Source organism: Actinomadura sp. 1N219 (genome assembly GCF_044326405.1).
Taxonomy (GTDB): domain Bacteria; phylum Actinomycetota; class Actinomycetes; order Streptosporangiales; family Streptosporangiaceae; genus Spirillospora.
Window position 1 is genome coordinate 1438526 of sequence record NZ_JBIRAY010000001.1, and the last position, 23676, is coordinate 1462201.

25 protein-coding genes are annotated in these 23676 nt (G+C 71.0%); 8 read left to right on the top strand and 17 right to left on the bottom strand.

All coding sequences use genetic code 11. The features are described from left to right. The first annotated feature begins 21 nt into the window (after nucleotides 1-21). The 3 genes from ACH35V_RS06525 to ACH35V_RS06535 are packed head-to-tail and all read left to right on the top strand — an operon-like array spanning nucleotide 22 to nucleotide 2706. Entirely contained in the window at nucleotides 22-792 is a 771-nt protein-coding gene (locus ACH35V_RS06525) for an SDR family NAD(P)-dependent oxidoreductase (RefSeq protein WP_395970611.1), read from the top strand. Nucleotides 793-823: 31 nt separating this feature from the next. Next, entirely contained in the window at nucleotides 824-1957 is a 1134-nt protein-coding gene (locus ACH35V_RS06530; RefSeq protein ID WP_395970612.1) for a serine aminopeptidase domain-containing protein, read from the top strand. Beyond that, nucleotides 1954-2706 (top strand): hypothetical protein, encoded by a 753-nt coding sequence (locus ACH35V_RS06535; protein WP_395970613.1) that lies wholly within the window; start codon nucleotides 1954-1956, stop codon nucleotides 2704-2706. Before ACH35V_RS06530 ends, ACH35V_RS06535 begins: the two co-directional genes overlap by 4 nt. Here the strand turns inward: ACH35V_RS06535 and ACH35V_RS06540 are convergent. From ACH35V_RS06540 to ACH35V_RS06570, 7 genes are read right to left on the bottom strand one after another with little or no spacing between them, the layout of a single operon-like run. After that, nucleotides 2703-3434 carry a class II aldolase/adducin family protein gene (locus ACH35V_RS06540; RefSeq protein WP_395970614.1) on the bottom strand — a complete coding sequence of 244 codons (732 nt, stop codon included), beginning with the start codon at nucleotides 3432-3434 and terminating at the stop codon, nucleotides 2703-2705. The two genes, ACH35V_RS06535 and ACH35V_RS06540, sit on opposite strands and share 4 nt — an antisense overlap. Then, the gene (locus tag ACH35V_RS06545; protein WP_395970615.1) at nucleotides 3434-4666 is read right to left on the bottom strand and encodes an NAD(P)/FAD-dependent oxidoreductase; all 1233 of its coding nucleotides are present in this window, start codon (nucleotides 4664-4666) and stop codon (nucleotides 3434-3436) included. The genes ACH35V_RS06540 and ACH35V_RS06545 overlap by 1 nt, the downstream gene beginning before the upstream one ends. Beyond that, entirely contained in the window at nucleotides 4663-4860 is a 198-nt protein-coding gene (locus ACH35V_RS06550) for a ferredoxin (protein ID WP_395970616.1), read from the bottom strand. Before ACH35V_RS06550 ends, ACH35V_RS06545 begins: the two co-directional genes overlap by 4 nt. 39 nt (nucleotides 4861-4899) lie before the next feature. Continuing rightward, nucleotides 4900-5685: a 3-(cis-5,6-dihydroxycyclohexa-1,3-dien-1-yl)propanoate dehydrogenase gene (gene hcaB / locus ACH35V_RS06555; RefSeq protein WP_395970617.1), complete on the bottom strand. Its 786-nt coding sequence runs from the start codon at nucleotides 5683-5685 to the stop codon at nucleotides 4900-4902. Then, nucleotides 5682-6023, bottom strand: a complete 342-nt coding sequence (locus ACH35V_RS06560) for a hypothetical protein (protein WP_395970618.1) — start codon at nucleotides 6021-6023, stop codon at nucleotides 5682-5684. Before ACH35V_RS06560 ends, hcaB begins: the two co-directional genes overlap by 4 nt. Next, on the bottom strand, nucleotides 6020-6607 hold the full coding sequence (locus tag ACH35V_RS06565; RefSeq protein WP_395970619.1) for a 3-phenylpropionate/cinnamic acid dioxygenase subunit beta: 588 nt from the start codon (nucleotides 6605-6607) through the stop codon (nucleotides 6020-6022). Before ACH35V_RS06565 ends, ACH35V_RS06560 begins: the two co-directional genes overlap by 4 nt. Continuing rightward, on the bottom strand, nucleotides 6604-7992 hold the full coding sequence (locus tag ACH35V_RS06570) for a Rieske 2Fe-2S domain-containing protein (protein WP_395970620.1): 1389 nt from the start codon (nucleotides 7990-7992) through the stop codon (nucleotides 6604-6606). Before ACH35V_RS06570 ends, ACH35V_RS06565 begins: the two co-directional genes overlap by 4 nt. Nucleotides 7993-8364: 372 nt before the next feature. Here ACH35V_RS06570 and ACH35V_RS06575 point away from each other — a divergent pair, with 372 nt between their 5' ends. Next, nucleotides 8365-9723, top strand: coding sequence for a beta-propeller fold lactonase family protein (locus ACH35V_RS06575; protein ID WP_395970621.1), 1359 nt, complete (start codon nucleotides 8365-8367; stop codon nucleotides 9721-9723). A gap of 95 nt (nucleotides 9724-9818) precedes the next feature. On the opposite strand, the gene ACH35V_RS06580 is transcribed toward ACH35V_RS06575, so the two are convergent. Both ACH35V_RS06580 and ACH35V_RS06585 read right to left on the bottom strand, forming a co-directional pair. Continuing rightward, nucleotides 9819-10436, bottom strand: coding sequence for a DUF305 domain-containing protein (locus ACH35V_RS06580; RefSeq protein WP_395970622.1), 618 nt, complete (start codon nucleotides 10434-10436; stop codon nucleotides 9819-9821). 72 nt (nucleotides 10437-10508) lie between these two features. Next, the gene (locus tag ACH35V_RS06585) at nucleotides 10509-10889 is read right to left on the bottom strand and encodes a DUF6153 family protein (RefSeq protein WP_395970623.1); all 381 of its coding nucleotides are present in this window, start codon (nucleotides 10887-10889) and stop codon (nucleotides 10509-10511) included. 212 nt (nucleotides 10890-11101) lie between these two features. Here ACH35V_RS06585 and ACH35V_RS06590 point away from each other — a divergent pair, with 212 nt between their 5' ends. The 4 genes from ACH35V_RS06590 to ACH35V_RS06605 all read left to right on the top strand — a co-directional run bounded on the left by ACH35V_RS06590 (nucleotide 11102) and on the right by ACH35V_RS06605 (nucleotide 15500). After that, on the top strand, nucleotides 11102-11533 hold the full coding sequence (locus ACH35V_RS06590; RefSeq protein ID WP_395970624.1) for a hypothetical protein: 432 nt from the start codon (nucleotides 11102-11104) through the stop codon (nucleotides 11531-11533). Nucleotides 11534-11611: 78 nt separating this feature from the next. Continuing rightward, on the top strand, nucleotides 11612-12730 hold the full coding sequence (locus ACH35V_RS06595; protein WP_395970625.1) for a cysteine synthase family protein: 1119 nt from the start codon (nucleotides 11612-11614) through the stop codon (nucleotides 12728-12730). A 4-nt stretch (nucleotides 12731-12734) separates the two neighbouring features. After that, nucleotides 12735-13973, top strand: a complete 1239-nt coding sequence (locus ACH35V_RS06600) for an MFS transporter (protein ID WP_395970626.1) — start codon at nucleotides 12735-12737, stop codon at nucleotides 13971-13973. A 99-nt stretch (nucleotides 13974-14072) separates the two neighbouring features. Continuing rightward, nucleotides 14073-15500 carry an MFS transporter gene (locus tag ACH35V_RS06605; RefSeq protein ID WP_395970627.1) on the top strand — a complete coding sequence of 476 codons (1428 nt, stop codon included), beginning with the start codon at nucleotides 14073-14075 and terminating at the stop codon, nucleotides 15498-15500. A 62-nt stretch (nucleotides 15501-15562) separates the two neighbouring features. On the opposite strand, the gene ACH35V_RS06610 is transcribed toward ACH35V_RS06605, so the two are convergent. Genes ACH35V_RS06610 through ACH35V_RS06645 form a run of 8 tightly spaced genes read right to left on the bottom strand, consistent with a single transcriptional unit; the run spans nucleotide 15563 to nucleotide 23675 of the window. Continuing rightward, complete coding sequence (locus tag ACH35V_RS06610; protein ID WP_395970628.1) at nucleotides 15563-16969, bottom strand: NADH-quinone oxidoreductase subunit N; 1407 nt, start codon at nucleotides 16967-16969, stop codon at nucleotides 15563-15565. Further along, nucleotides 16966-18465, bottom strand: coding sequence for a NuoM family protein (locus tag ACH35V_RS06615; protein ID WP_395970629.1), 1500 nt, complete (start codon nucleotides 18463-18465; stop codon nucleotides 16966-16968). The genes ACH35V_RS06610 and ACH35V_RS06615 overlap by 4 nt, the downstream gene beginning before the upstream one ends. Beyond that, nucleotides 18462-20312 carry an NADH-quinone oxidoreductase subunit L gene (locus ACH35V_RS06620; RefSeq protein ID WP_395970630.1) on the bottom strand — a complete coding sequence of 617 codons (1851 nt, stop codon included), beginning with the start codon at nucleotides 20310-20312 and terminating at the stop codon, nucleotides 18462-18464. The genes ACH35V_RS06615 and ACH35V_RS06620 overlap by 4 nt, the downstream gene beginning before the upstream one ends. A 49-nt stretch (nucleotides 20313-20361) precedes the next feature. Then, nucleotides 20362-20667, bottom strand: a complete 306-nt coding sequence (nuoK, locus tag ACH35V_RS06625) for an NADH-quinone oxidoreductase subunit NuoK (RefSeq protein WP_395970631.1) — start codon at nucleotides 20665-20667, stop codon at nucleotides 20362-20364. After that, nucleotides 20664-21194 (bottom strand): NADH-quinone oxidoreductase subunit J, encoded by a 531-nt coding sequence (locus ACH35V_RS06630; protein WP_395970632.1) that lies wholly within the window; start codon nucleotides 21192-21194, stop codon nucleotides 20664-20666. The genes nuoK and ACH35V_RS06630 overlap by 4 nt, the downstream gene beginning before the upstream one ends. A gap of 9 nt (nucleotides 21195-21203) precedes the next feature. Then, nucleotides 21204-22106 (bottom strand): complex I subunit 1 family protein, encoded by a 903-nt coding sequence (locus ACH35V_RS06635; protein ID WP_395970633.1) that lies wholly within the window; start codon nucleotides 22104-22106, stop codon nucleotides 21204-21206. After that, a complete protein-coding gene (locus tag ACH35V_RS06640) occupies nucleotides 22099-23322 on the bottom strand; it encodes a hypothetical protein (RefSeq protein WP_395970634.1) in 1224 nt (407 codons plus the stop codon). Before ACH35V_RS06640 ends, ACH35V_RS06635 begins: the two co-directional genes overlap by 8 nt. Continuing rightward, nucleotides 23313-23675, bottom strand: coding sequence for an NADH-quinone oxidoreductase subunit A (locus ACH35V_RS06645; RefSeq protein ID WP_395970635.1), 363 nt, complete (start codon nucleotides 23673-23675; stop codon nucleotides 23313-23315). Before ACH35V_RS06645 ends, ACH35V_RS06640 begins: the two co-directional genes overlap by 10 nt. Nucleotide 23676 lies beyond the last annotated feature (1 nt).

Genomic DNA, 23676 nt, shown 5'->3' on the forward strand with positions numbered 1-23676 from the left:
CTCGTACCAGGGAGGACAACTGTGCCGTCGCCGTCTCGCCGCCGTTTCGAGGAGAGGTCCGTCATCGTCACCGGCGCCGCGTCGGGCATCGGCCGGGAGACGGCCGTCCGCTTCGCGCGCGAGGGCGCGCTGGTGACCGTCGCGGACATCGACGAGGCGGGCGCCCGGCAGACCGTCGAGGTCATCACGGCGGACGGCGGCGTCGCCCGCGCCGTCCGGACGGACGTCTCCGACCCGGACGCCGTCGAGGCCATGGTGGACGGCGCGGCGGAGGCGCACGGCGGGCCGCACGTCCTGCACAACAACGCCTACTGGGCGCCGCTGGGCCGTCCGGTCGCCGACACGACCCTGCCGGAGTGGGACCGGACGATCGACACCACGCTGAAGAGCGTCTTCCTCGGCTGCAGGTACGCGATCCCGCACATGGTCGCCGGGGGCGGCGGGGTGATCGTCAACACGGCGTCGACGGCCGGTCTCGTGGGCACCCCGAGCTTCGCCGCCTACATGGCGGCCAAGGGCGGCGTCATCGCGCTGACCAGGTCGGTCGCGTTCGACTACGGCAAGCAGGGCATCCGGTGCAACGCGGTGGCTCCGGGCCTGATCAGGACACCGGCCACCGACCCGGTCTTCCAGGACGAGGATCGGCTCGGCTTCCTGACGGGCAAGCTCCTCGTCGGGCACGCCGGTGAACCGGGGGACATCGCCGAGGCCGTCCTCTACCTGGCCGGGGACGAGTCCCGCTTCATGACGGGCCAGACGCTCGTCGTGGACGGCGGCCGCCTCATCGCATGACCGTATATGTGACACGAAAGGTGCGTGAGCGGTGATCGAGCTGCTCGGGATCCCGATGGCGGCGGGCGCCGGCGTCGACATCTACTCCGGGGTGGCCCGGATGGCCGGGAAGGTGTGGGCGTCCCTGCACCGCGCGGCGGAACCGTCGCGGACGGCCGTCGTCGTGGTGCATCCGAGCTCGAACTTCCTCGGGCACTACCTGCTGGGCCACCTGGCCGAGCGGGGCGTGGACGCGGTCGGCCTGAACACCCGGTACATCGGCAACGACAGCACGCTCATCATGGAGAACTGCGTGCTCGACGTCGGGTCGGCCATCGCGTTCCTGCGCGAGCGCGGCTACGAGAAGATCGTCCTGATCGGGAACTCCGGCGGCGGCGGGCTCACCGCGTTCTACCAGAGCCAGGCCGAGTCCCCGTCCGTGCGCGCGACGCCCGCCGGCGACCCGCCCGACCTGACGAAGGCCGCGCTGCCGCCGGTGGACGGCCTCGTGTCGCTGATGGCCCACCCGGGCCGCGCGATCGTGTACACCGAGTGGCTGGACCCGGCGATCGTCGACGAGCACGACCCGTCCGAGCGCGACCCGGACCTCGACATGTTCGATCCGCGCAACGGCCCGCCGTACAGCCCGGAGTTCGTCGAGCGGTACCGGGCCGCCCAGCTCGCCCGCAGCCGCCGGATCACCGCCCGGGTCCGCGAACAGCTCGCCGAGCTGGACGAGCGCCCCGACGGTCTGCGCGACCTGCCGTTCCTGGTGCACGGCACGGTCGCCGACCCGCGCTTCCTCGACATGACGCTCGACGAGTCCGACCGCAAGCCGGGCACCCTGTGGGGCCCGGCGGTGACGTCCAACCTGCTCCCGGCGACGCTCGGCCACCACACCAGCCTCCGCTCGTGGCTGAGCCAGTGGAGCGTGGACGACTCCAACTGCGACGGCCCGCACCACCTGGCGCGGACCAGCGTCCCGACGCTCGTCATGTACGGCACCGCCGACCAGGTCTGCTTCCCGAGCCACGCCCGGTCGATGTACGACTCCATCCCCCATGACGACCGGCGGCTCGTCGCGGTCGACGGCGGCAACCACTACTTGCAGGGACAGCCGGACCTGGTCGCGTACGTCGCGGACACGCTGGTCGGCTGGCTGGAATCGAAAGGACTGCGCGCATGACCGACCTGACCGACCTGACCGACCTGCATCCGGATTTCGCCGATCTCCGCGTCCATCCCGGCGAGTCGCACATCGACGGACGGGAGGAGCTGTTCGACGTCGTCAACGTCATCGCGTTCGGCGGGGCCGCGGACCGTCCGACGCACGTGCCCGCCGAGCTGGGCGCCGTCGGTCCCGTCGCGATCTGGGAGTCGACCGGGGCCGCTGACTGCCTGCCGTTCTGGAACACCAACCTCGACGGCGACCAGTACCTGTACATCGTGCACGGCAGCGTCCGCGTCGAGTTCAAGGAGACCGGGGGCGACCGGCAGTACGGCCACTACCTGGGCAGGACGGGCGACCTGCTGCGGCTGCCCCAAGAGGTCGCCCACCGGACGTACTCCGGCGACGGCAAGCGGCGCATCAGCCTGGAGCTCATGCCGCGCAACCCGTTCTGGGACGGCCTCGGCACGGACCCGGTCACGCCCGACGCGAGCCGGAGGGCGGGCGGCTTCGCCTTCGAGATCCACGACACGGAGGTCGAGATCTCCTGGCCCGGCGGCGAGCTGCGCACCCCGCGCGACCTTTTCACGCGCGGGCTGCACGCGCTGTGCGCCTACGAGCTGCACCTCGGGCACAACGAGTTCGACGGCGGCTTCATCGTCCACGACCTCGGCGAGGAGGTTCGGCTCGCGGCGCCCGGCCATACCGAGACGCTGGACGGACGCGACGTGCTCGCCGTCTTCCACGGCCTCCGCGACGCGCTTTAGCCGAGCTGCTGGAGGCGGCTGAGTTCGTGGCGCCAGGCGGTGGCCTCGTTGAAGGCGCCGCCGAGATCGGGCAGCTCGGCGAGGTCACTGTCGGGAAGGTCGCGCGGCGTCCCGCCCGCGCTCGCGACCGTGAGCGACATCCGCGCGATGGTGTCCACCGAGATCGCGCGCAGCACCGCCTCGGGGACGGTGCCGCCGGTACTGGTGATGCCGTGCCCTCTGAGCAGGACCACGGCCTTGTCACCGAGCGCTTCGACCATCTCCCCGGCCAGCCGCCGGTCGCGGACCAGCACGCCGCGCGGATACACGGGCACCCCGGCCTGGGCGATCCGGGCGCCGGGAATGTCGAACGCGCCGATGATCGGCCGGATCGCCAGCCCGGCCAGGTCGGCCGCCACGACGGCGGGCGGATGGGCGTGCACGACGGCCTGGACGTCCGGACGGCGGCGCAGCACCTCAGCGTGCAGGGGAAGTTCGTTCGGGGGCGTCCAGCCTCCGTCGAGTTCGCCCTCGGCCGCTGGTGCGCCGTCGAGATCCACAAGGTGGACATCGGCCGCGGTCGTGTACGCGAGCCCGCGCTCGTGCGGCCCGCGGCAGCGGACGAGGAGCCGGTCGGGGCCGGTCCGCAGGCTGATGTGCCCGAGGATGCCGTCGGCCAGCCCCCGGACGGCCAGGACGCGGCAGGCATCGGCGATCTGGCGGCGAAGCTCGGAGAAGGGGTCGGTCATCATCGCCTTCCTGTGGGTCGGGCGTCGGCGAGCACGTCCAGCTCGGCGACCGCCTGGGCGTGGTCGGCGTCCGCGGCCAGGAGCCGCCGGCACGCGACCAGCGCGCGCGGCCAGTTGAGGGTGACGGCTGCGCCGAGCCTGCCGGTGGCGTCGGTGTAGGCGACGGCGGCTCGTGGCCTGTCGCCGGTGAGGTCGCCGATGACCTCGTGGGCGCTCATCCGCGCCGGGGTGCCGGCGATCTGGATCTTCCAGTCGTACTGGTCGCTCCACACATACTCCACCGGCCGGTAGGGGAGCGGTTCGCCGGGGTGGACGATGTTGCGCGCCACGCATGCGGCCTGCTCGACGGCGTTCGTCCAGTGCTCCACCCTGATGTGCTCGCCATAGCGCAGGTGGGGCCATCGGGCCACGTCACCGGCCGCGAACACGTCCTGCGTTCCCTGCGCGCGGCAGTACTCGTCGCAGATCACGCCGTCGGCGACGTTCAGGCCAGACGAGCGCAGCCACCCGTCATTGGGCAGGGCCCCGATGCCGACCACGACGGTGGAGGCGGGCAGGACGTCCCCGTCGTCCAGGAACACCCGCAGGTCACCGCTGGTGCCCTCGATCGCGACCACTCCGGTGCCGAAGCGCGTCCGGACGCCGTGGCGTTCGTGGATCCCGGTCAGCAGCGGGCCGACCTCCGGGCCGAGGACCCGCGCCATCGGATCGGGGAGAGGATCGACGACCGTGACCGGGCGGCCGAGCCCGCTCGCCGCCGCGGCCACTTCGGCGCCGACGAACCCGCCGCCGACGACCACGACCTCGCCTCCGCGCAGGAGATCCCGCCGCAGCCCGGCACTGTCGCTCTGGGTCCGCAGGACGTGGACGCCGTCGCGCGCGGTCCACGGTGAGGGGCGGGCGGACGCACCGGTCGCGATCACGCACACGTCGTAGGGCACTCGCGTGCCGTCGGCGAGCCGAACCTGCCTGTCCGCGACGTCCAGATGCTCGGCGGCGACTCCCAGGCGCAGCTCGACCCGCTCGTCCGCAGGCCCGCCGTTCAGCAGGGACAGCTTCCCGGCCGCCCAGTCGCCGGTGAGGAAATGCTTGGAAAGGGGCGGCTTGTCATAAGGCTCGGCGTTCTCGTCGCCGAGGACGAGAACACGCCCGTCGAAACCGTTGGCGGACAGCGCCTGGGCGGTACGGATACCCGCCACCGACGAGCCGACCACGACCGCGGTGCGGCTCATTCGCCCTCGACGGTCAACGCCGAAACGGGGCAGCTCCTTGCCGCCTCTTCGACGCGCTGCCGCTCCTCTTCGGGGACGCGCTCCTTGAGCAGGACGACGACGCCGTCATCGTCGATGTCGTAGACGTCCGAGGCGCCGGCGACGCAGTTCGCATAGCCCTGGCAGGCGCTTTGGTCAGCCCGCAGGATGGGCATGGCGACAGCTCCTTTCCGTTTCTGTGAGACGTCCGTCCGTCAGGCTTTGGCGGCGATCCCGCCGTCCGGATGCACGACGTCGCCGGTGATTCCCCGCGACCGGGACGAGGCGAGGAACACGTAGCTCCACGCGTGATCCGTCCCGCTCAAGGCGACGCCCAGCGGAGTGCGCGCCTCCAGGTCCGCGGCCCGGCCCGGGGTGTCGTCAAGCCTCCGCGACTGCTGCCCCAGGCTGGGGATTCCCCGCAGATCGGTATTGAGAGTTCCGCCCGGAGCGACACCGTTGACACGGACGTCCGGCGCCAATTCATGCGCCAGCGACGTCACCAGCCCGCGAACCGCGAATTTGGACGACACATACAGCACGCCGCCCCGTCCGGGGTAATACGCGGACGTCGACTCGGTGAGCACGATCGAGCCGCGCGACTCGCGAAGCGCGGGCAGCGCCGATTTCACCGCGTGCAGATGGCTTTTGACGTTGGTCGAGAACATCTCCGCGAACGCGTCGTCTATCACGTCGGCGTCCAGATCCTCCAGGCCGCGGTAGAAGTCGAAAACGCCGACGCAGTTCACCAGCACGTCCAGGCCGCCGAACGCCGCGACCGCCGCCGCGACGGCCTCGTCGTTCGCGTCCCGCGTCGTCGCGTCGCCGACCGTGACCGGCACATCGGGAAGCGCCGCACCGATCGCCGCGGCCTTGCCCGGGTCCCGTTCCAGCACCGCGACGGACGCGCCCTCCGCGCGGAACGCGTCGACCACCGCGCGCCCGATGCCCGAGCCGGCGCCCACGACCAGCGCGCGCCGCCCGTCCAGCCAGCCGGTCATTCACCGTCCTCCACGACCGATTCGTCCTCCACGAGCGATTCATCTTTCACGAGCGACCCGAACGGGTGGCCGATCATCTCCGAGAACGTCGCGGTCTGCTGCCAGGTCAGCGCCTCCAGCTCCAGCGGGCACAGCGCGATCCACTGTCCCGAGCGCGGAGACTCCACCAGCAGCCGCGCGCCGTTCCGCGTCTCGACCTTGGTGACCCTGATCTCGGAGAACTCGTTGCCCAGCACGAGCGTCTCGCCCTGCGCGTGCTCCAGCAGCCGCAGCCGCTCCCGCTCGGCGCGCGCGGCCTTCTCGGCGTCCTCCCGCTCGCCTTCCCAGCCGATCGTCATAGGAAGATCGCCAGGTTCTGCATGCGGATCACGGACTCGTCCACCAGGATCGTGCGCCGCGCCAGCCGCCAGCCGCCGTCCTCGCGCCGCAGCAGGTCCTCGCGCCCGGCCGAGACCAGGGACGGCTCGCGGACGTCGCCGCGGCTGCGGAACAGCAGCACCCCGGAGTCGACGATGAGATGGTCGTCGTCGCCGGTCGCGAATGTGCGCACATTGGTGATGTGGTGGCGGAGCCTGGACGGCGGGTCCTCCGTCCAGGCGTGCTCGGTGAGAAACCGGGCCACGCGCCGCGACAACGAGTACTTGTTCTCATCGAAATGCGCTGCCCCAGGCGCGGTGTCGAAACCCGTCCCCAAAGCCGTGGTCACCCGCACGGGCATCAAATAGTGAATGTCATCGGTCAGCAGTTCCAGCCACCGCGTGTAGGCCTGCTCGTCCAGCAGATAAGCCTCGTCGACCAGCCACTGATGCGCCAGCAAATGGCGTTCGTCGCCGAACGGCAAGGTGGAGCCGGCACGCTGCTCGCGCGGAGCATGACCACCCAGGACCGACCGGGCCGAATGCGTGGTCTGCTCGCCGGTCACTGCCCGCCCTCCGCCCGATGGCCATTCGTGCCGACCTCGACACCGGCGGCCTTCGGCATCGGCCGCTCCATATGGTCCGCCCAGCGCCGGAGCAATGCCCGCTGGTTGTACTCGCTGTATCCGGTGCGGGCGCTGCCGGGCCCGCTGAACCGCTCGGGAGGCAGGGCGGGGACGACCGCCGTGTCGTCCTCCAGCAGCCCCATCCGGCTGTTCAACCGCAGCCGCCGCGCCATTGATCCCGCGGCCGTGTTGGTCAACGACACCCAGTTCTCGACATCGTCCTGCTCGAACATTCCGGTGCTGCCGAAACACATCAGATAGGCCTTGTAGGAGAGCCTTTTGAACTCCTCCGGGGCCTCGGCGTCCACGGCGAACCACGACAGGACCTCGGTCTCGTCCTGGCTGATCGGCTGCCACTGCCGCACCGAGATGAACGGGACGACGTCGTCGGAGTCCTCGACCCGCGGCCAGTTGTGCACGAAGCTCAGGTTCGGGAACACCGAGGCCGCCGAGATCATGAACCCGTCCCGGCCGATGACGTCGCATTGCTCCCGCGACCATTCCCGCCTCATCCGGGCGATCATCTCGTCGGGATATCCGACGTACCGCAGGCGCTCGTCCAGCCCGCCGGGCGGCAGCTTGTATGTGGTCCCCCCGCCATTCCCGGCCCAGTAAGTCGCACCGTCCCGGCGCTTCTCCGCCTTGGGCTCCCGGAACAGCCCGATCTCCACCACACTCGTATGGGTCTGGGGCGTGTGATACATGTCCCCGGCGAAGTTCTCGGCCCCGATCTTCCAGTTGGCCTTGACCCGCCACCGCTGCGGCCCACGCATTTCAATGCCACTCGGACTCTGCCGAGTATAGTAATCGAGATAAAATGCAAAATCGCCGAGATAATCGTCCAGCGGCGGCGCATTCTCGTCGAGGCTGATGAAGATCATGCCATTATAGGAGTCGATCTTCGGTGCGGGGAGCAGCCGCTGGCTCTTCCTCTTGAACCCGGCCTCCCCGCCATAGGCGTCCTGATGAAACGGCAGCCCGACGATCCGGCCGTCATTCCGGTAGGACCATCCGTGGTACGGGCAGCGGAAATGCGAGGCGTTGCCCATCTCGGCCCGGCAGACCTGCATGCCCCGATGCAGGCACATGTTGAAGTGCGCACGGATCTCGCCCTTCTCGTCCCGGACGACGATGAACGAATCGTCCAGGACCCGCCGGACCACATAATCGCCGGGACTGGGGATCTCCGACTCATGGGCGACGAACATCCACGCCCGGCCGAAAACACGCTCCTTCTCCAGTGCGAAGACGTGCTCGTCGTTGTAGATGTGCGCCGGGATCATGCCCCGCCGCACGCTACTCAGGACACCCGCTTGGTCGATCATCTGCGACGTCTCCCCACGAACCTCGTCTCCCGCCCGGACAGCCCACCAAGTTTCTCTGTACTACAGAGCAATCCTCTGGCTAGTAGAACAGTGCGCCAACGCGGCTGTCAACCGGCCCGCCGCGCCGCCGGGCCGGTCACGATCCAGGTCTCAGCAGGGATTCACGCACTTGCTTCCGCCGGGCGGGTCGCTCAGTATCGAGGTGGTTCCCACCCTCCCTGGGGAGAGATCGTGTGGATCAGACCCGGCCGGCCCGTCCGTTCGCTCCTGGCCGCATTCATCGTGACCGCGTCCGTGCTCGTGATAGCGGCGCCTCCCGGCACAACGGCGTCACGGCAAGTGGGGGAGAGAACCCGTCCCAGGGCGTTGTATGTGACCAGCGCGGGGGGAGCGACACTGACCGCGCTTTCGATCGATCCAGGTGGTCGGCTGACCCGACTGGGCGAGCCGGCCCCCGCAGGTCCCGAGGTGCGGGGGGTGGTCCTTACCCCGGACGGCGGGTTCGCCTATGCGGCGGGCTTTCAGGACGGCACGATCATCCCCTATCGGGTCGCTCCTTCCGGGGAGCCCGTCAGACTCGGCGACCCGTTGCCCGCCGGCGGCAACCCCGCCGGCATGGCCATGACGCCGGGCGGGCGAGTGCTGTACGCGACCGACCCACCTCACGATCAGGTCCTCGCGTTCGCGATCGGCGCCGACGGCACGCTCACGCCGCTCGGCGCGGTTCCGTCAGGCGGGACGACCCCTACCGGCCTGGCCGTCGCGCCGGACGGCCGCCACGTCTACGTCAACAACGGCACTCGCGACGCTCAGATCGAGAACACACTGGTGGTCTTCCGGGTGCAGCAGGACGGAACGTTGGCGCCCACCGGCACCAGCATCGGCCTCGGCAAGGGCGCGTTCGCCTCACTGATCGCGATCACCCCGGACGGGCGGTTCCTTTACACCGCGACCCGGATCGGCAGCGAAGTGTGGGGTTTCCGCGTCGGTGCCGACGGCGATCTGTCCCCGGTGCCGGGTGAGCGATTCCCCGCGCCTCCCATGCCGGAGGGAGTCGCCATGAGCCCCGACGGGCGGAATCTCTACACGGCCAGCGTCAACCGCAGCGAACAAAACCCTGACGGCGCCAATGCGATCGGGGCCTTCCGAGTCCGCGACGATGGAGGGCTCGACCAAGTGCAGCCGCCGGTGCGTGACGGCACCTCCCCCGCCGCCGCCGCCATATCGCCGGACGGCCGCCACCTCTTCGTCGCCAACGCCCAGAGCAGCGACATCTCGTCGTTCACGATCACCGGCCCGGATGGGCGGCTCTCGACGGTGCCCGGTTCGCCTTTCCAGGCCGGTCTCGACTTCCCGGCGTTCCAATCCGTGGCCGTCGCCCCCAACCAGGGCCCGCTCGCGCGGCTCTCGGCCACACCGCATCCCGACCACGGCGGGGCCATCATGTTCGACGCCCGCGCCTCCACCGATCCCGACGGCCAGGTCGCCCGCTACGACTGGGACTTCGGCGACGGAACGGTACGACGCGACGGCGGGCCGACCCCGACCCATCACTATCCACGACCCGGCACGTTCACCGTGCGGCTCGTTGTCACCGACAACGAGAACTGCGCCGACCGGCTGGTGTTCACCGGCATGTCACCGCTCTGCAACGGCACCGCGGCGGCCCGCCGCCAACTGGCCGTCGACATCGAGCCGGGCCGCGCGACTTCCCGTCCAGCCGGTCGGTGAGTTACCCAGACGACCGTTCTCAGGGTCCGGGTGTCGGTGGCAATTGAACGGGCGGGGCTGGGAGGCCCCGCCCGTTCGTGAACTGCGTGATGTGCCTACTGCTTGAGCAGGTTCTGCATCTTGGTGATCTCGGCGGTCTGGGAGGTCACGATGTCTCCGGCCATCTTCTTGGCGGCGGGGGACCGGCCCGCCGACTGCTCTTTCCTGGCCATCGTGACGGCGCCCCGGTGATGTTTGATCATCATCTCCAGGAAGGCCCTGTCGAAGGCCGCGCCTTCGGCGCCCTCCAGTTCCTTCATCTCCTGGGCGGTCATCATGCCGTCCATGCCGCCGTGGCCTTCGTGGCCCGTCCCGCCCGTCCCGGGCGCGGGGACGGTCGCGCCCCAGCCGGTCAGCCAGGCGGACAGCTGGTCGATCTCCGGGCCCTGCGCCTTCTTGATGTCCGCGGCGAGCCCCTTCACCTCGGGGGACGCGGCGCGGGCGGCGGCGAGATCGGCCATCTCGATCGCCTGGCGGTGATGCGGGATCATCATCTGGGCGAACATGACGTCCTGCTGGTTGTGCCCGCCCTGGGCGGCGTCGGCGGACGGAGCCGCGCTCGCCGGCGTCGAGTGACCGGCCGTCGAGCCCTTGGCGTCGCCGGAGCCGTCGCCGCATGCCGCCAGGCTGATCGCCAGGGCGGGGACGGCGGCGAGCGCGAGAGTGCGCTTCATGATGGGTGAACCTTTCGTGTCGAGTTCTGTGAGGTCAGGGGAGCTCGGCGCCACGGGGGCGCCGATGACCTGTCACAGCCTCAACACGCTCAGCCGGTGCAGGGACGGTCTCGGCGGCGGCCGCCCGACGAGGAGGATCCGGACCCTGATCAGAAGGCGCCGGGCCGCGGTCGCCGGCTCGCGCAGGAGCAGCGCGACGATCGCCCCGAGGAACGAGATCATGACCAGCATCGCCAGGCAGACCTGGCCGCCCGGATGGTCCTGGTGCCGGCCACCGGAGTGATCTCCATCCGAGGGGCGGTGGGCGGCGTTCGACGCGGGCGGCGTGGCGTCGTGCGCGGCGCTCATGCCCGCCAGCGGGACGCCGGCCATCTCGCGCGGGCTCGGCGACGCCTGGAAGCCGTGCATCGCCAGCACGCAGAGCAGCACGAGCAGGCCGAACGGCAGTTTCAAGGCGCGCCTCCCCACAAGGCTCATCGTAAGGCGCGGCTCCGGCCATGCCGTCCAGATTGAGAATCTCCGCATCTTCAGATGGGCTGAAAGATGATCTTCATCTGCGGGAAATGAGCCATCTCAGGTGCGCCTTCTGGTTGGGCTTTAATAAACATTGAAAATCGCTTCTGCTTCCTCGCTGGAGGAAAATAGAGCGGCGAGGCTAGCATCACGTGATTGTGGAACTCGTGGCGCGACCGGCGCGAAGTCGCAGGCGCCTGTTCGGCTTGCTGGCCGTCACGGTCTTCCTCGCCTACGGCTCGCCGTGCGTGCCTTTGGGGCATTGCCACGGCGAACATGTCGTGTCCAGCGCCGCGGCTTCGGAGCCGTTGGTCAGCACGGTGGCGGGCCTGTCCTCCGAGGTCAAGGGGGACGCCGAGCCGTGTCACGTCGATCCGCCGCATGGAGTGATGCCCGGATCGCAAGCGACGGGCTCACCCGGCCCCGGCTCTGCGCCGGTGGCAGATGTCCTCCTGGTCCCCGTGGAGTTGAGCCCGAACAGGGGCGGTCCGCGCCTGCCGGGCGAGCCGTTAAACGGCTTCGGCCTGGCGGCGTACCGCACCGGTGCCACCGCCCTCGCAGCGCTTTGCATTTCCCGAACCTGATCAGTCGCCTGCGCCGACCGCAGTTGTCGGCGCATACATGCCCATGTCATGTATCGCGACTGATAAGGACCATCACGAATGAAATCGACACGCCGTGTCCGCGTGCCCCAGATCCTGGACGTCATCGGCGGAACGCCCGTAGTGGGCCTGCGCAATCTCACGACCCCCGGCGAGGCGCGACTCGTCGTCAAGCTGGAGAACGCCAATCCCGCGGGCAGCCTCAAGGACCGGCCCGCCTGGTACATCGTCGAGCACGCCGAGCGGACCGGGCGGCTGCGTCCGGGCGGGACGCTCATCGAGTCGTCGTCGGGGAACTTCTCCATCGCGCTCGCCATGATCGGCGCGTCCCGCGGCTACCGCGTGGTGGCCGTCGTGGACCCGAAGATCACTCCCACCAACCGCGGCCTGCTGGAGGCGTTCGGCGCGGAGATCATCGTCGTGGACGAGCCCGACGACTCCGGCTCCTACCACAAGACGCGCATCGAGCTGGCGAACCGGCTGCACCGCGAGACCCCGGGATCGTTCCGTCCGGACCAGTGCTTCAACCCGCTCAACGGCCAGGCGCACTACAACGCCACCGCGCGTGAGCTGCTCGCGCAGACCCGCAACCTGGCCGCGGTCGTCTGCACGGTCTCCACCGGCGGCCAGCTCGGCGGCATCGCCCGAGCGGTCAAGGAGCACGCGCCGCACGTCGAGGTCGTCGGCGTCGACGTGCAGGGCTCCACCGTCTTCGGCGGGGAGCCGCACGCGTACCTGACGCCGGGGGTGGGGCTGAGCTGGACGCCGTCCAACCTGCCGGACCTGTCCCTCCTGGACGAGGTGTACATGGTCACCGACCAGGACGCCTTCCAGGCATGCCGCACTTTGGTGCGCTCCGAAGGGCTGCTCGCCGGCGTCTCGACCGGCGCGGCCCTCACCGTCGCGCTCGCCAAGGCGATGCGGGCCAGGCCGAAACAGCAGGTGGCCTTCCTCGCCGCGGATCGCGGCGAGCGCTATCTGGCCACGGCCTTCAACGACGATTGGCTGAAGGCCAACGGCCTCAGCGCCACAGCCGACCCGGAAGACCTGCGGGAACGCGCGCGGCACCTCACCCCGCATTCCACCCGGCCGGCCGAGGAATGCGCGAACTATCTGCCGGGCCTGGCCGCCGAACTCGGCTCTCCCACGCTCGTGCTCGCCCGTTCAGAGTGGCGGTGAAGTGATGCTGGCGCTTCTCCGTGAACGCCCGTTCCGGCGCCTCTGGCTGAGCTATTCCGCCTCGGCCGCCGCGACCGGGATGATGCCGACGGCGCTGACGCTCGCCGTCCTGGACGGGCCCCACGGCCTGTCCGCGCTCGGGCTCGTCCTCGGGGCGCGGACGCTCGGGTTCGTCGCCGGGTCCCTGCCCGGCGGGGTCATCGCCGACCGCTACCCGCGCACGCGGGTGCTGGCGGTCTCCAGCGCCGTCCGGGGCGGCGCGACCGCGGTCGTGGGCCTCGCCGCCGGGCTCCCCATCCTGGTCGTCTGCGTCGCGATCGGCTTCGCGGGCGCGGGCGAGGGCACCTTCCGCAGCGCCTACCAGGCCCTCGTCGCCGACCACATCGGCAAGGACCGGCTCCAGGAGGCCAACGCCGCCACCACCCTCAGCCTGCGGATCTGGCTGGTCGGCGGGCCCACCGCGGCGGTGGCGCTGTACGCCGAGTTCGGCCGCGGCGTCAGCCTCACGGCGGCGGCCGTCCTGTGGTTCGGCTCCGCGCTGCTCGCCGCCGCCGTCCCGGTGAAGGGCTCGGCGGCGCCGCGGCCGGACGCGGGCACCGGCATGCTGACCGAGTTCCGGCAGGGCCTGGACGAGGCGCGCCGGCACCGCTGGTTCCTCGCCGGCCTCGCCGCGCTGATCGCCTGGCTCGCCCTGGGCGAGGCCGCCAAGTACGTGATGCTGCCCGTGGTGAGCCAGGAGAGGTTCGGCTCCACCGCGCTCATCGGCCTCGCCCTCGGCGCCTACTCCGCCGGCGCGATCGCGGGCGCGATGCTGATGAGCCGGTGGCGGCCGCGGCGCGTCGGGATCCCCGCCATGATCATGCTGGGGAGCTACGGGCTCGTCCCGCTCTCCCTCGCCTACGCCTCGCACAGCTGGGTCATCATCGCCGCCTGCGCCATTGGCGGGATCGGGATCGAGGTCTTCAACATCCCGTGGTTCACCGCGATCCAGCGCGAGGTGCCCGGCCATATGCAGGCCCGGATCTCGTCGCTGGACTTCCTCGTCTCGTACGGGATGAGCCCGGTCGGGTTCGCGCTCATCCCGCCGATGGTGGACGCCGCCGGCGCTCAGAGCGTCCTCACCACGGCGGGACTCCTGGTCATGGGCAGCGCTCTCGCCGCGCTGCTCGTCCCGGGCATGAGCGTGTTCAGCGATCCGCGCAACAAAAAGGCGGAGCAGCCCCTGGTGCCCGCCGCCGGGTGAGCGGCCGGACGAGCGCCGGGATTATTTACCCATAGGGGGTATGTTACGGTTCTCGCGACATACCCCCCACGGGTAAATCTCTTGAAGGGTGGACTTCCCATGTCCGCAGATCCGAGGCGCTGGTGGGCGCTCGCCGTGCTCGCCACCGCCCAGTTCATGGTCATCATGGACACCTCGATCATCGGGGTGGCGCTCCCCGACATGCAGCGCGAGCTCGGCTTCAGCCAGAGCGGCCTGCAGTGGGTGTTCAACGCCTACGTCGTCGCCCTCGGCGGCCTGCTGCTGCTCGGCGGCAAGCTGTCCGACCTGCTCGGCGCGAGACGCGTCTTCGCGGCGGGATGGCTGGTGCTGATCGGCGGCTCCGTGGTCGCGGCGGCCGCCACGGGCGCCGAGGCCGAGATCGTCGGCCGCGCGGTTCAGGGCGTCGGCTCCGCGCTGATCGCACCGTCCGCGCTGACGCTGCTGATGGTGCTGTTCTCGGCGCGGCCGAAGGAGCTGGCCAAGGCGATGGCGTTCTACGGCGCCGCCGCCCCGGCGGGCGGCACGGCCGGGGTCTTCCTCGGCGGCGTCATCACCGAGTGGCTGAGCTGGCCCTGGGTGTTCATCATCTACATCCCGATCGGCCTGGTCACGCTGGCGCTGGTTCCGGCCGTCCTGCCGGACGTCCCGGGACGCCGCACCGGGCTGGACGTGCTGGGCGCGCTCGCCGTCACGGGCGGGCTCGCTCTCGCCGTCTACGCGATCGTCCAGGCGCCCGGACGCGGCTGGGCCGATCCGGCGACCGTTCTGCAGCTCGGCGGCGCCGTCCTGCTGCTGGCCGCGTTCGTCGGCGTCCAGCGGATCGCCCGCGGCCCGCTGATGCCGCTGTCGGTGTGGCGCACCCCGAACCTGGCGGGCGCCAACGTGGCGATGGCGCTGCTGGGCGCCGCGTGGATCCCGATGTGGTACTTCCTCAACCTGTACCTGCAGCAGGTGCTGGGGTACGGGGCGTTCCCGAGCGGCGCGGCCCTGCTGCCGATGACGGCGCTGATGATGGTGCTGATGGTCGGCGTCACCGGACGGCTCATCGGCCGGTTCGGGACCAAGCCGCTCATCGTCACCGGCCTCGTCGTCCTCGCGGCGGGCCTGGCGGTGCTGTCCACGATCGACGCGGGCGGGAGCTTCGCCGCCGACGTGCTGCCCGGGTCGCTGATCTCCGCGGTCGGCATGTCGCTGGTGTTCATCCCCGCCACGATGGCGGCGCTCGGCGGCGTCGCGCCCGAGCAGGGCGGTCTGGCGTCGGGCATCGTCAACACCACGTACCAGGTCGGTTCGGCGATCGGGCTGGCGGCGATGACCGCCATCGCCACCTCGCACGGCGCGGACGAGCTCGGCGACCTGCCCAGGCTGACCGACGGCTTCCAGGCCGCCTTCATCGGGGCCGCCGTCGTCGCCCTGGCGGGCGCCGGTCTGGCCCTGGTCACCCTGCGAACCCGCGCCGTCCAGGCGGGCGCGGGCGAGCCCGTCAAGGAAAGGATCCAGGCATGATCGGCTGTACCGAGGCCGCCCGCCCGGGTCACCGGCCCGGGCGGCACGGCCATGGCCGGCGTTCAGCCGATGGTGAGGACGACGCCGCTTCCGATGCCGAGAACGAGCGAACCCGCAGCCGCCAGGTAGGCCGTTCCTTGGGCGAGGCGATCCAGGCGTCCGCCGGCGTCCTCGGCGTCGTCGGTGTCCTTGGCGTCCTTGGCGAAAGCGGGGACGATCCAGCGCAGGTAGTAGAAGACGCTGGCGACGGAATTGACGGCCGCGACGACCGCGAGCCATGCGTAGCGTCCGTCCAGCGCCGCGCCGAACATCAGCAGCTTGCCGACGAACACGGCGGCGGGTGGGGTGCCCACCAGGCCCAGCAGGCAGATGACCAGGGAGAACGCCAGGAGCGGCGAGCGGCGCATCAGCGCGACGTAGGCGGGCAGCTCGTCGCGGCCGACGGCGATGACCACGGCGAACGCGCCGATGTTGGTGACGGCGTAGGCGGCGAGATAGAACAGCAGGGCGGGCTCGGCCAGGTCGGTCCGTCCGGCCACCGCGATCGGGACCAGCAGGTACCCGGCCTGGCTGACGGTCGAGTAGGCGAGCAGCCGCCGGACGTTGTCCTGCGCGAACGCGGCGAGGTTGCCGAGTGTCATGGTCGCGGCGGCGATGATCGCGATGAGCAGCGGCCAGTCGCCGACACCCGGTGGCAGCGCCTCGGTGGCGAAGCGGAAGAGGGCGGCGAACGCTCCGATCTTCGGGACGGTCGTCACGAACGCCGCGACCACAGGGGGAGCGCCCTCGGTGACGTCCGGCACCCAGAAGTGCGCCGGTACCGCACCCGCCTTGAACAGCAGCCCGGCCAGCAGGAGCACGACGCCCACCGTGACCGCTCCGCCCGGGGCCGTCCCGAGCTCGGCGCGGAGCATCTCGTAGGACGTGCCGCGCCCGAGCCCGTAGAGCAGGGTGACGCCGGTCAGCATGAGGATGCCCAGGAACGCGCCCATGAGGAAGTACTTGAGCGCCGCCTCGGTGCCCGGCGCGTCCTTCCCGAAGCCCGCGAGCGCGTAGCCGGGGATGCTGGCCAGCAGGTAGGCCGCCACCAGCACCAGTAGGTCGGACGTCGCGCCGAGCGCGATCGTGCCGAGCGCCGCCAGCATGACGAGGACGTAGAACTCGCTCTCCCGCCGGTGACCGCGCAGCGGGGTCGCGGCGAGCACGATGACCAGCAGCGTCGCCGCCAGGACGACGATCCGCGTCACGTGGGTGACGGGGTCGAGCATGAACGCGTCGAAGGTCATCAGGTCCGCGCGGCGGGCGGCGAGGGCCGCCGCCACCAGGCCCGCGACCAGCCCGGCCGCGCACAGCAGCCCGACGATCCACTGCCGCGTCCGCGGCAGGAACGACCCGGTCAGCAGCCCGATCACCGCCGCGCCGAGGACGAGCAGCTCCGGCAGGAGGTCCGCCGGGTTCTCGCGCATCATCGCGCCACCAGCGAGACCACCGTCGCCGAGACCGGTTCGATGACGTCCAGCAGGAACCGGGGCGCGATCCCGATGACCACCGCGAGCAGCAGCAGCGGGACGATCGCGCCGAGCTCGCTGCGATGGACGTCGGTGACCCGCGCGGTCAGCTCGCCCGGCGGTCCCAGGACGGCGCGGTGCAGCAGGCGCAGGAACAGCGCGGCGGTGATGAGGATGCCCACGATCGCCAGCGCGCCGACGACCGCGAGCCCGGCGCCGCCGCTGCCGATCACGCCGGTGAAGATCTGGAACTCGGCGATGAAGCCGGAGAAGCCGGGCAGCCCGAGGGACGCGAACGCGCCGACCGCGACGAGCGCGGAGAAGACCGGGGCGCGCGCGGCGAGGCCGCCGAAGCGTCCCATGTCGTAGGTGCCGGCCCGGCCGTAGAGCACTCCGGCCAGCAGGAACAGCGCGCCGGTGATCAGTCCGTGGCTCACCATCTGGGTGACCGCGCCGGTTACGGCGAGCCGCCGCGCGGCCTGGTCGCCGACCGCGCCGGCGGCGCCGAGCGCCACGACGATGTACCCCATGTGGTTGACCGAGGTGTACGCGATCAGCCGCTTGAGGTCTTCCTGCGCGTACGCCACCAGCGCCCCGTACAGGACGCTGATCACGCCCACGATGATGATGACCCAGGCGTAGCGGCGCCACGCGTCCGGCAGCATCGGCATCGCGATCCGGACGAAGCCGTACGCGCCCATCTTCAGCAGGATCCCGGCCAGGATCGCCGACCCCGCGGCGGGCGCGTCGGTGTGCGCGGGCGGCAGCCAGGTGTGGAACGGGACGGTCGGCGTCTTGATCGCCAGCCCGACGCCGATCGCCAGCAGGACGAGCCCGCCGAGCCCCGCCGACCCGGCCAGCGGCGGCGTCCGGGTCAGTTCCACCATGTCGAAGGTGTGCGGCTCGGCGCCCAGGTAGAGCCCGATGAACCCCAGCAGCAGGATCAGGGAGCCGAGGAAGGTGTAGAGGAAGAACTTCAGCGCCGACCGCATCCTGTCGCCGTGCCCCCACCCGGCGATGACGAAGTACATCCCGACGATCGACAGGTCGAAGAACACGAAGAACAGCAGGAGGTCCAGGGCCGCGAACAAGCCGAGGGACACCGTCTGCAGGAACAGGAAGAGCGCGGCGAAGGCCCGCACCTGCCGTTCCTGGCGCAGCGAATAGATCGCGCAGGCCAGGAACAGCAGGGAGGTTAGGGCCAGCAGCGGCAGCGAAAGGCCGTCGACCCCGATGTGGTAACCGGCCCGGACGGACGGGATCCAGCGCACGTTCGTCTCGTAGGAGATCCCGTCGTCCGTGCCGTGCCCGATCCACATCGCGACGACCAGGGCGAGGTCGACGGCGCACGCGGCGATCCACGTCCAGGTCACCGCGCGGGCGCCGGGCCGGGGGAGCGCGTACAGCCCGAGCGCGACGGCGAGCGGAAGGAAGATCACGACGGAGAGCACGGTCACCTGACCAGGAGGACGACGACGATGAGCACGGCGAGCAGGACGGCGGCCTGCGCGTAGTAGGTGTGCGCCTGCCCGGTCTGCGGGCGGCGTGCGAGGGCTGCCAGCAGACGGGTGCCGCGGCCGACGGCGGCGACGAGCCCGTTCACCCTGATCTCGATCCGGCGGCCGGCGAGCGCGGCGGCGAGACGTCCCGTCGCGGCCGTCGCGCGCACGCCTCCGTCGATGACGCGGTCGTCGAACCGGGCCAGCGCGGTGGCCAGCGCGAACACCGGACGCGCGACGAGCAGCCCGGCGAGCCGTTCGAGATGCAGCCAGTGCAGGGCCGGGGCCGTCCAGGCCGCCCGGACTCGGCCGCCGCGCCGCATGAATCCCCAGGTCATCGCAAGGACGAGCAGCGCCAACCCACCCGAGAGCGCCAACTCGGCCGCGCCGGGCCCTGGCCCGTGACCGGTGCCGAGGAGGTCCGACCATGCCTCGTCCACCGCGGGCAACGCGAAGATCCCGAGCGCGGCGGACCCCAGGGCCAGCACAGGCAGCGGGACCTTTTCGAGTAGCGCGATATGCCGCGTCGCCGCGTCGGTCGGACGGGTCACGACGAACAGCGCACGTGCCGCATAGCCCGCCGACAGGAGCGCAGCGGCGAGCCCGACCGCGTACAGCGGGGGCGACACGTCCAGAGCGGCGCTGAGGACCGTGTCCTTGGTGGCCCAGAGCGACAGCGGCGGCGTCCCCGCGAGGGCGAGCATCCCGACGCCGAAGGTGGCTCCGACCAGCCGGTACCGGCGAGCGGCGCCGTGCAGCTCGCCGAGGTCCTTGGTTCCAAGCGCACTCAGCCACGCGCCCGCGCCGAGGAACAACAGGCTCTTCACGGCGGCGTGCGCGACGAGATGCGCGGCGCCTCCGGTCACCGTGCCGGCTCCCGCGCCGAGCACCATGAACCCGATCTGCGCACAGGTGGACGCCGCCAGCAACTGTTTCAGGTCGCGCTGCGCCAACGCGACCGCGCCCAGCAGGAGCGCGGTGAGCGCACCCGCCCACGCCACCAGCGACGCGGCCCAGCCCGTGGCGTCGAGCAACGGTTCCAGGCGAAGCAGCAGATACGCCCCGGCCGCCACCATCGTCGCCGAGTGCAGGAGCGCGGAGACCGGGCTCGGGCCGTCCATGGCCCGCGACAGCCAGAAGGAGAACGGCAGCTGCGCCGACTTGCCCAACGCCGCCATGACGACACCGGCCGCGATCAGGTCGCGCCAGTGGCCCTCGGCGGTGGCCAGCCCGTCGAGGCTCAGCGATCCGGTGCCGATCAGGGCGGCGCCGGCGGCGAAGTACAGGCCGAGGTCACCGGCGCGCGTGGTGACGAAGGAGACGTCCGCGGAGCCGACCCGTCTCGGCTCCCGCCACCAGAAGCCGATGAGCGCGTACGACATCGCGCCCATGACCTCCCAGCCCATCAGCAGGACGGCCAGGTCGTGGGCGGTGACCGTCACGAGCATCGCCCCGGTGAACACCAGCATCAGCCCGAAGAAGCGCCCCCGCGACTCGTCCGCGGAGAACTCACCGGCGGCGAACACCAGGACGGCGAGGCTGACCGAGGTGACCGTCAGGACGAGGACGGCGGAAAGACCGTCCACCGCCAGACCGCCGGGCAACCGCTCGAACAGCGGGAACCGCACGGCCGGACGGGCCGCCGCCCCCGCGACCGCCAGGCATAGCGCGACGAACGCCGCCCCCACCGCGATCACGGGCGCCGACCGATCGACCCGGCGGCGCCCGAGGACGAACCGTCCGCCGAGCAGCAGCACGCCGGTCACGATCGGCACCGCAGGCAGCAGCCAGCCCAGAAAGCTCATCCCCGCCTCCTGTGGGGGGCGACCCCCCACACCCCCCGGTTCGCTCCGCTCATCCTTTGAGATCCCCGGCATCATCGGTCAGGTCGACGTCGCGCGCCCGGAACAGCGCGGTGACGACGGCGAACCCCATCGCCATCTCCAGCGCCATCACGGTGACGGCGACGAGCACCAGGACCTGGCCGTCCGCCGTCCCGGGCGAGACGTAGAACCAGAACGCCCCGCCTGCCACCAGCAGCCCGTTGATCATGAGTTCGAGCCCCATCATCAGCATCACGATCGACTGCTGCGACAGCGCCCCGTACAGCCCGACCGAGAACAGTGCGGCGGCCAGAACGAGAAAGGCTTCGAGACTCACTTCGCGCGCCCACCTCCGCGTCCGGGTGGCCGGTCGTAGCGTCCCCGGTCGGTCGCCAGCACCACGGAGGCGATCATCGTGGCGAGGATGGCGATGCCGATCACCATCATCGCCAGCATCTTCGGACCCATGATCGCCTCGCCGACGGCGAAGGTCGGGTCGGCGGGCACTGAGCCGCGCCGCTCCGGCCAGGGCGTGAGGAAGACCCCGGCCACCAGCGCGGCGAACACGGTGCCGGAGATGACGAGGGCTCCCCGGTTGTTGTGCACCATCGTCATCGGCATGAGCCCGCCGGGATTCATCATGTACATGATCATGAAGACCGCCATCACCAGCATCTCCATGATCATCATCAGGATCACCAGGACGCCCAGGTAGTCGAGGTCGAGCAGCAGCAGCTCGACGCCGACGCACAGGAACGAGGCCAGCAGCGCGAACGTCGCCCGCGCCATCGAGTCCACGACGAAGACGGCGATGCCGAAGCCCACGGCGCCCACCGCCAGGACCCAGAACGCGACGGCCTGCATGTCACCTCCTCAGTTCACGACCACGATGCCGACCACCAGGGCCTGCAGCAGCGTGGCCGGGATCAGGACCACCCACGCGGCCGTCATGAACCGGTCCATCCTGAGCACCGGGAACCGGCCCCGGACCCAGACCAGCAGGGCCAGCACCGCGTACGTCTTGATCAGCGACCAGGCCCATCCCGGCAGCCACGGCCCCGCGCCGCCGCCCAGGAACAGCGGCACCGCGGCCGCGGCCGCCACGGTCAGCAGCGCGAACCGTCCGGCGAAGAACAGCAGCCGGTCCGGACCCGACAGCTCGGCCGGGACGCCGCCCGCGAGATCGTCCGCCACCGGGTGGCTCAGCGGTCCCCAGAACGCCATCGCGAGCGCGGACAGCAGGTAGACGGCGAACGCGACCGGCATCCAGACGGCGAACCAGAGGCCGTCCTGCGCCGCGGCCACCTCCCCGAAGTCGAGCGAACCGGCCCCGAGACCGGCGGTGATGAGGGCGAACATGTGCGGCAGCTCGTACGCCAGCCCCTGCGCGACGAACCGGTAGCCGCCGATCAGCGGGAACGCCGAGTTGACCCCCCACCCGGTCAGCCAGAGCGAACCCCAGGCCACGACCTCCATCGCGTTGAACCACACGACGCTCACCGGCAGCTCCCACACGCTCGCGTCACCGAGCGGGATCACCGTCGCCGCCAGCAGCGCCGCAGTGGGGAGGCTGATCACACCGATCCGCGCGAGCAGCACGTCCGGCGCGTGCGTGCGCCGCCGCTGCTGGACGATCAGCCGTACGCCTTCCCGCAACGGGGCGACCAGCCCGTCCCCGGTCCGGAACGCCGCGTCCATCGCCGCAGCCGAATAGGCCAGGGCACCCAGCACGAGGGGAAGCGCGACGACCGCCCAGAGGGGCGTCGGCTCACTCACCGGAGACCTCCGCCAGGACGCCGATCTGGTCGAGGTCGGGATCCAGGCCGGCGACGGTCAACCTCGCCGCCGCCAGTTCCATGCCTTCCAGCAGCTCGGGAAGCATCGCGACGACCGCGGCGCTCGCCCGGCCGTCCACCGGGCCTCGCGGGCCATTGGGGTCCTGCAAGGGTGCGGGATCGTCTAGCCGTCCCGCGGCTTCGCCGATGGCGTCGAGCCGGCCGGCCAGCCGGACGAACGCGTCCCCGACATACCGTGTGGACGCCCCGTCCGGCAGATGATGCTCGGCCATTTCAGGGTCGATGACGCCGACACCGCCGAGCATCCATCGCAACGTCCTCGACCGGCGAGCACGGCGTACGAACCTGCCGACGCGCGGCGCCAGCTCGCTCTGGGACTCGCCCGCGATGAGCTGATCGCGCAGGACGCGAGCCTGGTCGGCGGCACTGTCCCAGCCCGCGACGGCCAGCAGCCGTCCGACGCTGTCGAGGTGGCTCGCGGCCCTGCGCCGCTCCGCGTCCCCGGTCGTCACCCGCTCGCCCGCGGCGGCTCGCAGCCACGGCTCGTCCCAGAAGGCCGGCCCGGCCGCCGAGCCGTCCAAGACGGCGGCCTCCGCGGACTGGACGACGTCGCCTTGCACGCTCAGGTCGAGCACGAGCCCGGCAGGCCAGTCCGCGAGCGCCGGGCCGAGCGGGATGTGCAGGACGTCCAGCTTCAACCCGTCCCGGTCCGCCGCCCGTCCCGCCATGGCCAGCCCCGACGGAGCCCCCATGTGATGCTCGTGCCCACCCTCCTCCATATGCCCGCCGTGCTGCATGTGGCCGTCATGATCGCCCTCTTCGGCGGGCGACCACGGTCCGCGATCTTTGCGGGCCAGGGCGTCGGCCCACTGCGCGGAGGTGTCCTCCAGTTCCCGGGTCGCGCGGTCGAGTTCCGCCGCGACCTTCTCGGCCGACGCCGTTTCGTCCAGGCGGACGAGCGAGCGCGGGCCCGGCACGTCCTCCCAGATCGTGTCCACGGCCGCCGCCAGGCCCGTGCCGGGACGTCCGCACACGACGAGGATCGCCGCCGCCGCGGGCGACCGGACCGGACGCCCGCCCCGCCGCCCCAGCTCGGCCTCGACCAGCAACCTGGTCCGCGTCGCGCCGGGAGCCGTGATGACGAAGGCGCGGGGACGCGCGTGGGCGAACCGCAAAAGCCCCGCTCTCAGGCCCATCGGAAGGCCCCCTCGCGCCACGCGTACACGACTCCGACCACCAGCAGCGCGAGGAACGCGAACATCTCGACGACGGCCTTCGTCCCGACCGAGGCGACCACCACCGCCCACGGGTACATGAAGACCATCTCCATGTCGAAGGCCAGGAAGACCATGGTCACGACGTACCAGCGCACGTGAAAGCGCGACACCGCATGCTCCCGGGGACGTTCGCCCGACAGGAACGGTCCGGTGCCGAGGGCGCCCGGCGGCGCGTAGACGAACGACAGCGCGTACACGGCGGTGACCACGGCTGCCAGCAGACCCAGAAGCGCGAGCACCGCTACGTACGACTGCACGCCGTAAGAGATCATG

What these genes read in the sequence shown, in the direction of transcription:
- ACH35V_RS06640 (WP_395970634.1), bottom strand. Translation starts at nt 23,322, where the DNA reads ATGGGCCTGAGAGCGGGGCTTTTGCGGTTCGCCCACGCGCGTCCCCGC.
- ACH35V_RS06630 (WP_395970632.1), bottom strand. Translation starts at nt 21,194, where the DNA reads ATGCAGGCCGTCGCGTTCTGGGTCCTGGCGGTGGGCGCCGTGGGCTTC.
- ACH35V_RS06535 (WP_395970613.1), top strand. Translation starts at nt 1,954, where the DNA reads ATGACCGACCTGACCGACCTGACCGACCTGCATCCGGATTTCGCCGAT.
- ACH35V_RS06605 (WP_395970627.1), top strand. Translation starts at nt 14,073, where the DNA reads ATGTCCGCAGATCCGAGGCGCTGGTGGGCGCTCGCCGTGCTCGCCACC.
- ACH35V_RS06560 (WP_395970618.1), bottom strand. Translation starts at nt 6,023, where the DNA reads ATGACGATCGGCTGGGAAGGCGAGCGGGAGGACGCCGAGAAGGCCGCG.
- ACH35V_RS06550 (WP_395970616.1), bottom strand. Translation starts at nt 4,860, where the DNA reads ATGCCCATCCTGCGGGCTGACCAAAGCGCCTGCCAGGGCTATGCGAAC.
- ACH35V_RS06540 (WP_395970614.1), bottom strand. Translation starts at nt 3,434, where the DNA reads ATGACCGACCCCTTCTCCGAGCTTCGCCGCCAGATCGCCGATGCCTGC.
- ACH35V_RS06610 (WP_395970628.1), bottom strand. Translation starts at nt 16,969, where the DNA reads ATGATGCGCGAGAACCCGGCGGACCTCCTGCCGGAGCTGCTCGTCCTC.
- ACH35V_RS06545 (WP_395970615.1), bottom strand. Translation starts at nt 4,666, where the DNA reads ATGAGCCGCACCGCGGTCGTGGTCGGCTCGTCGGTGGCGGGTATCCGT.
- hcaB (WP_395970617.1), bottom strand. Translation starts at nt 5,685, where the DNA reads ATGACCGGCTGGCTGGACGGGCGGCGCGCGCTGGTCGTGGGCGCCGGC.
- ACH35V_RS06570 (WP_395970620.1), bottom strand. Translation starts at nt 7,992, where the DNA reads ATGATCGACCAAGCGGGTGTCCTGAGTAGCGTGCGGCGGGGCATGATC.
- ACH35V_RS06600 (WP_395970626.1), top strand. Translation starts at nt 12,735, where the DNA reads ATGCTGGCGCTTCTCCGTGAACGCCCGTTCCGGCGCCTCTGGCTGAGC.
- ACH35V_RS06595 (WP_395970625.1), top strand. Translation starts at nt 11,612, where the DNA reads ATGAAATCGACACGCCGTGTCCGCGTGCCCCAGATCCTGGACGTCATC.
- ACH35V_RS06580 (WP_395970622.1), bottom strand. Translation starts at nt 10,436, where the DNA reads ATGAAGCGCACTCTCGCGCTCGCCGCCGTCCCCGCCCTGGCGATCAGC.
- ACH35V_RS06620 (WP_395970630.1), bottom strand. Translation starts at nt 20,312, where the DNA reads ATGAGCTTTCTGGGCTGGCTGCTGCCTGCGGTGCCGATCGTGACCGGC.
- ACH35V_RS06645 (WP_395970635.1), bottom strand. Translation starts at nt 23,675, where the DNA reads ATGATCTCTTACGGCGTGCAGTCGTACGTAGCGGTGCTCGCGCTTCTG.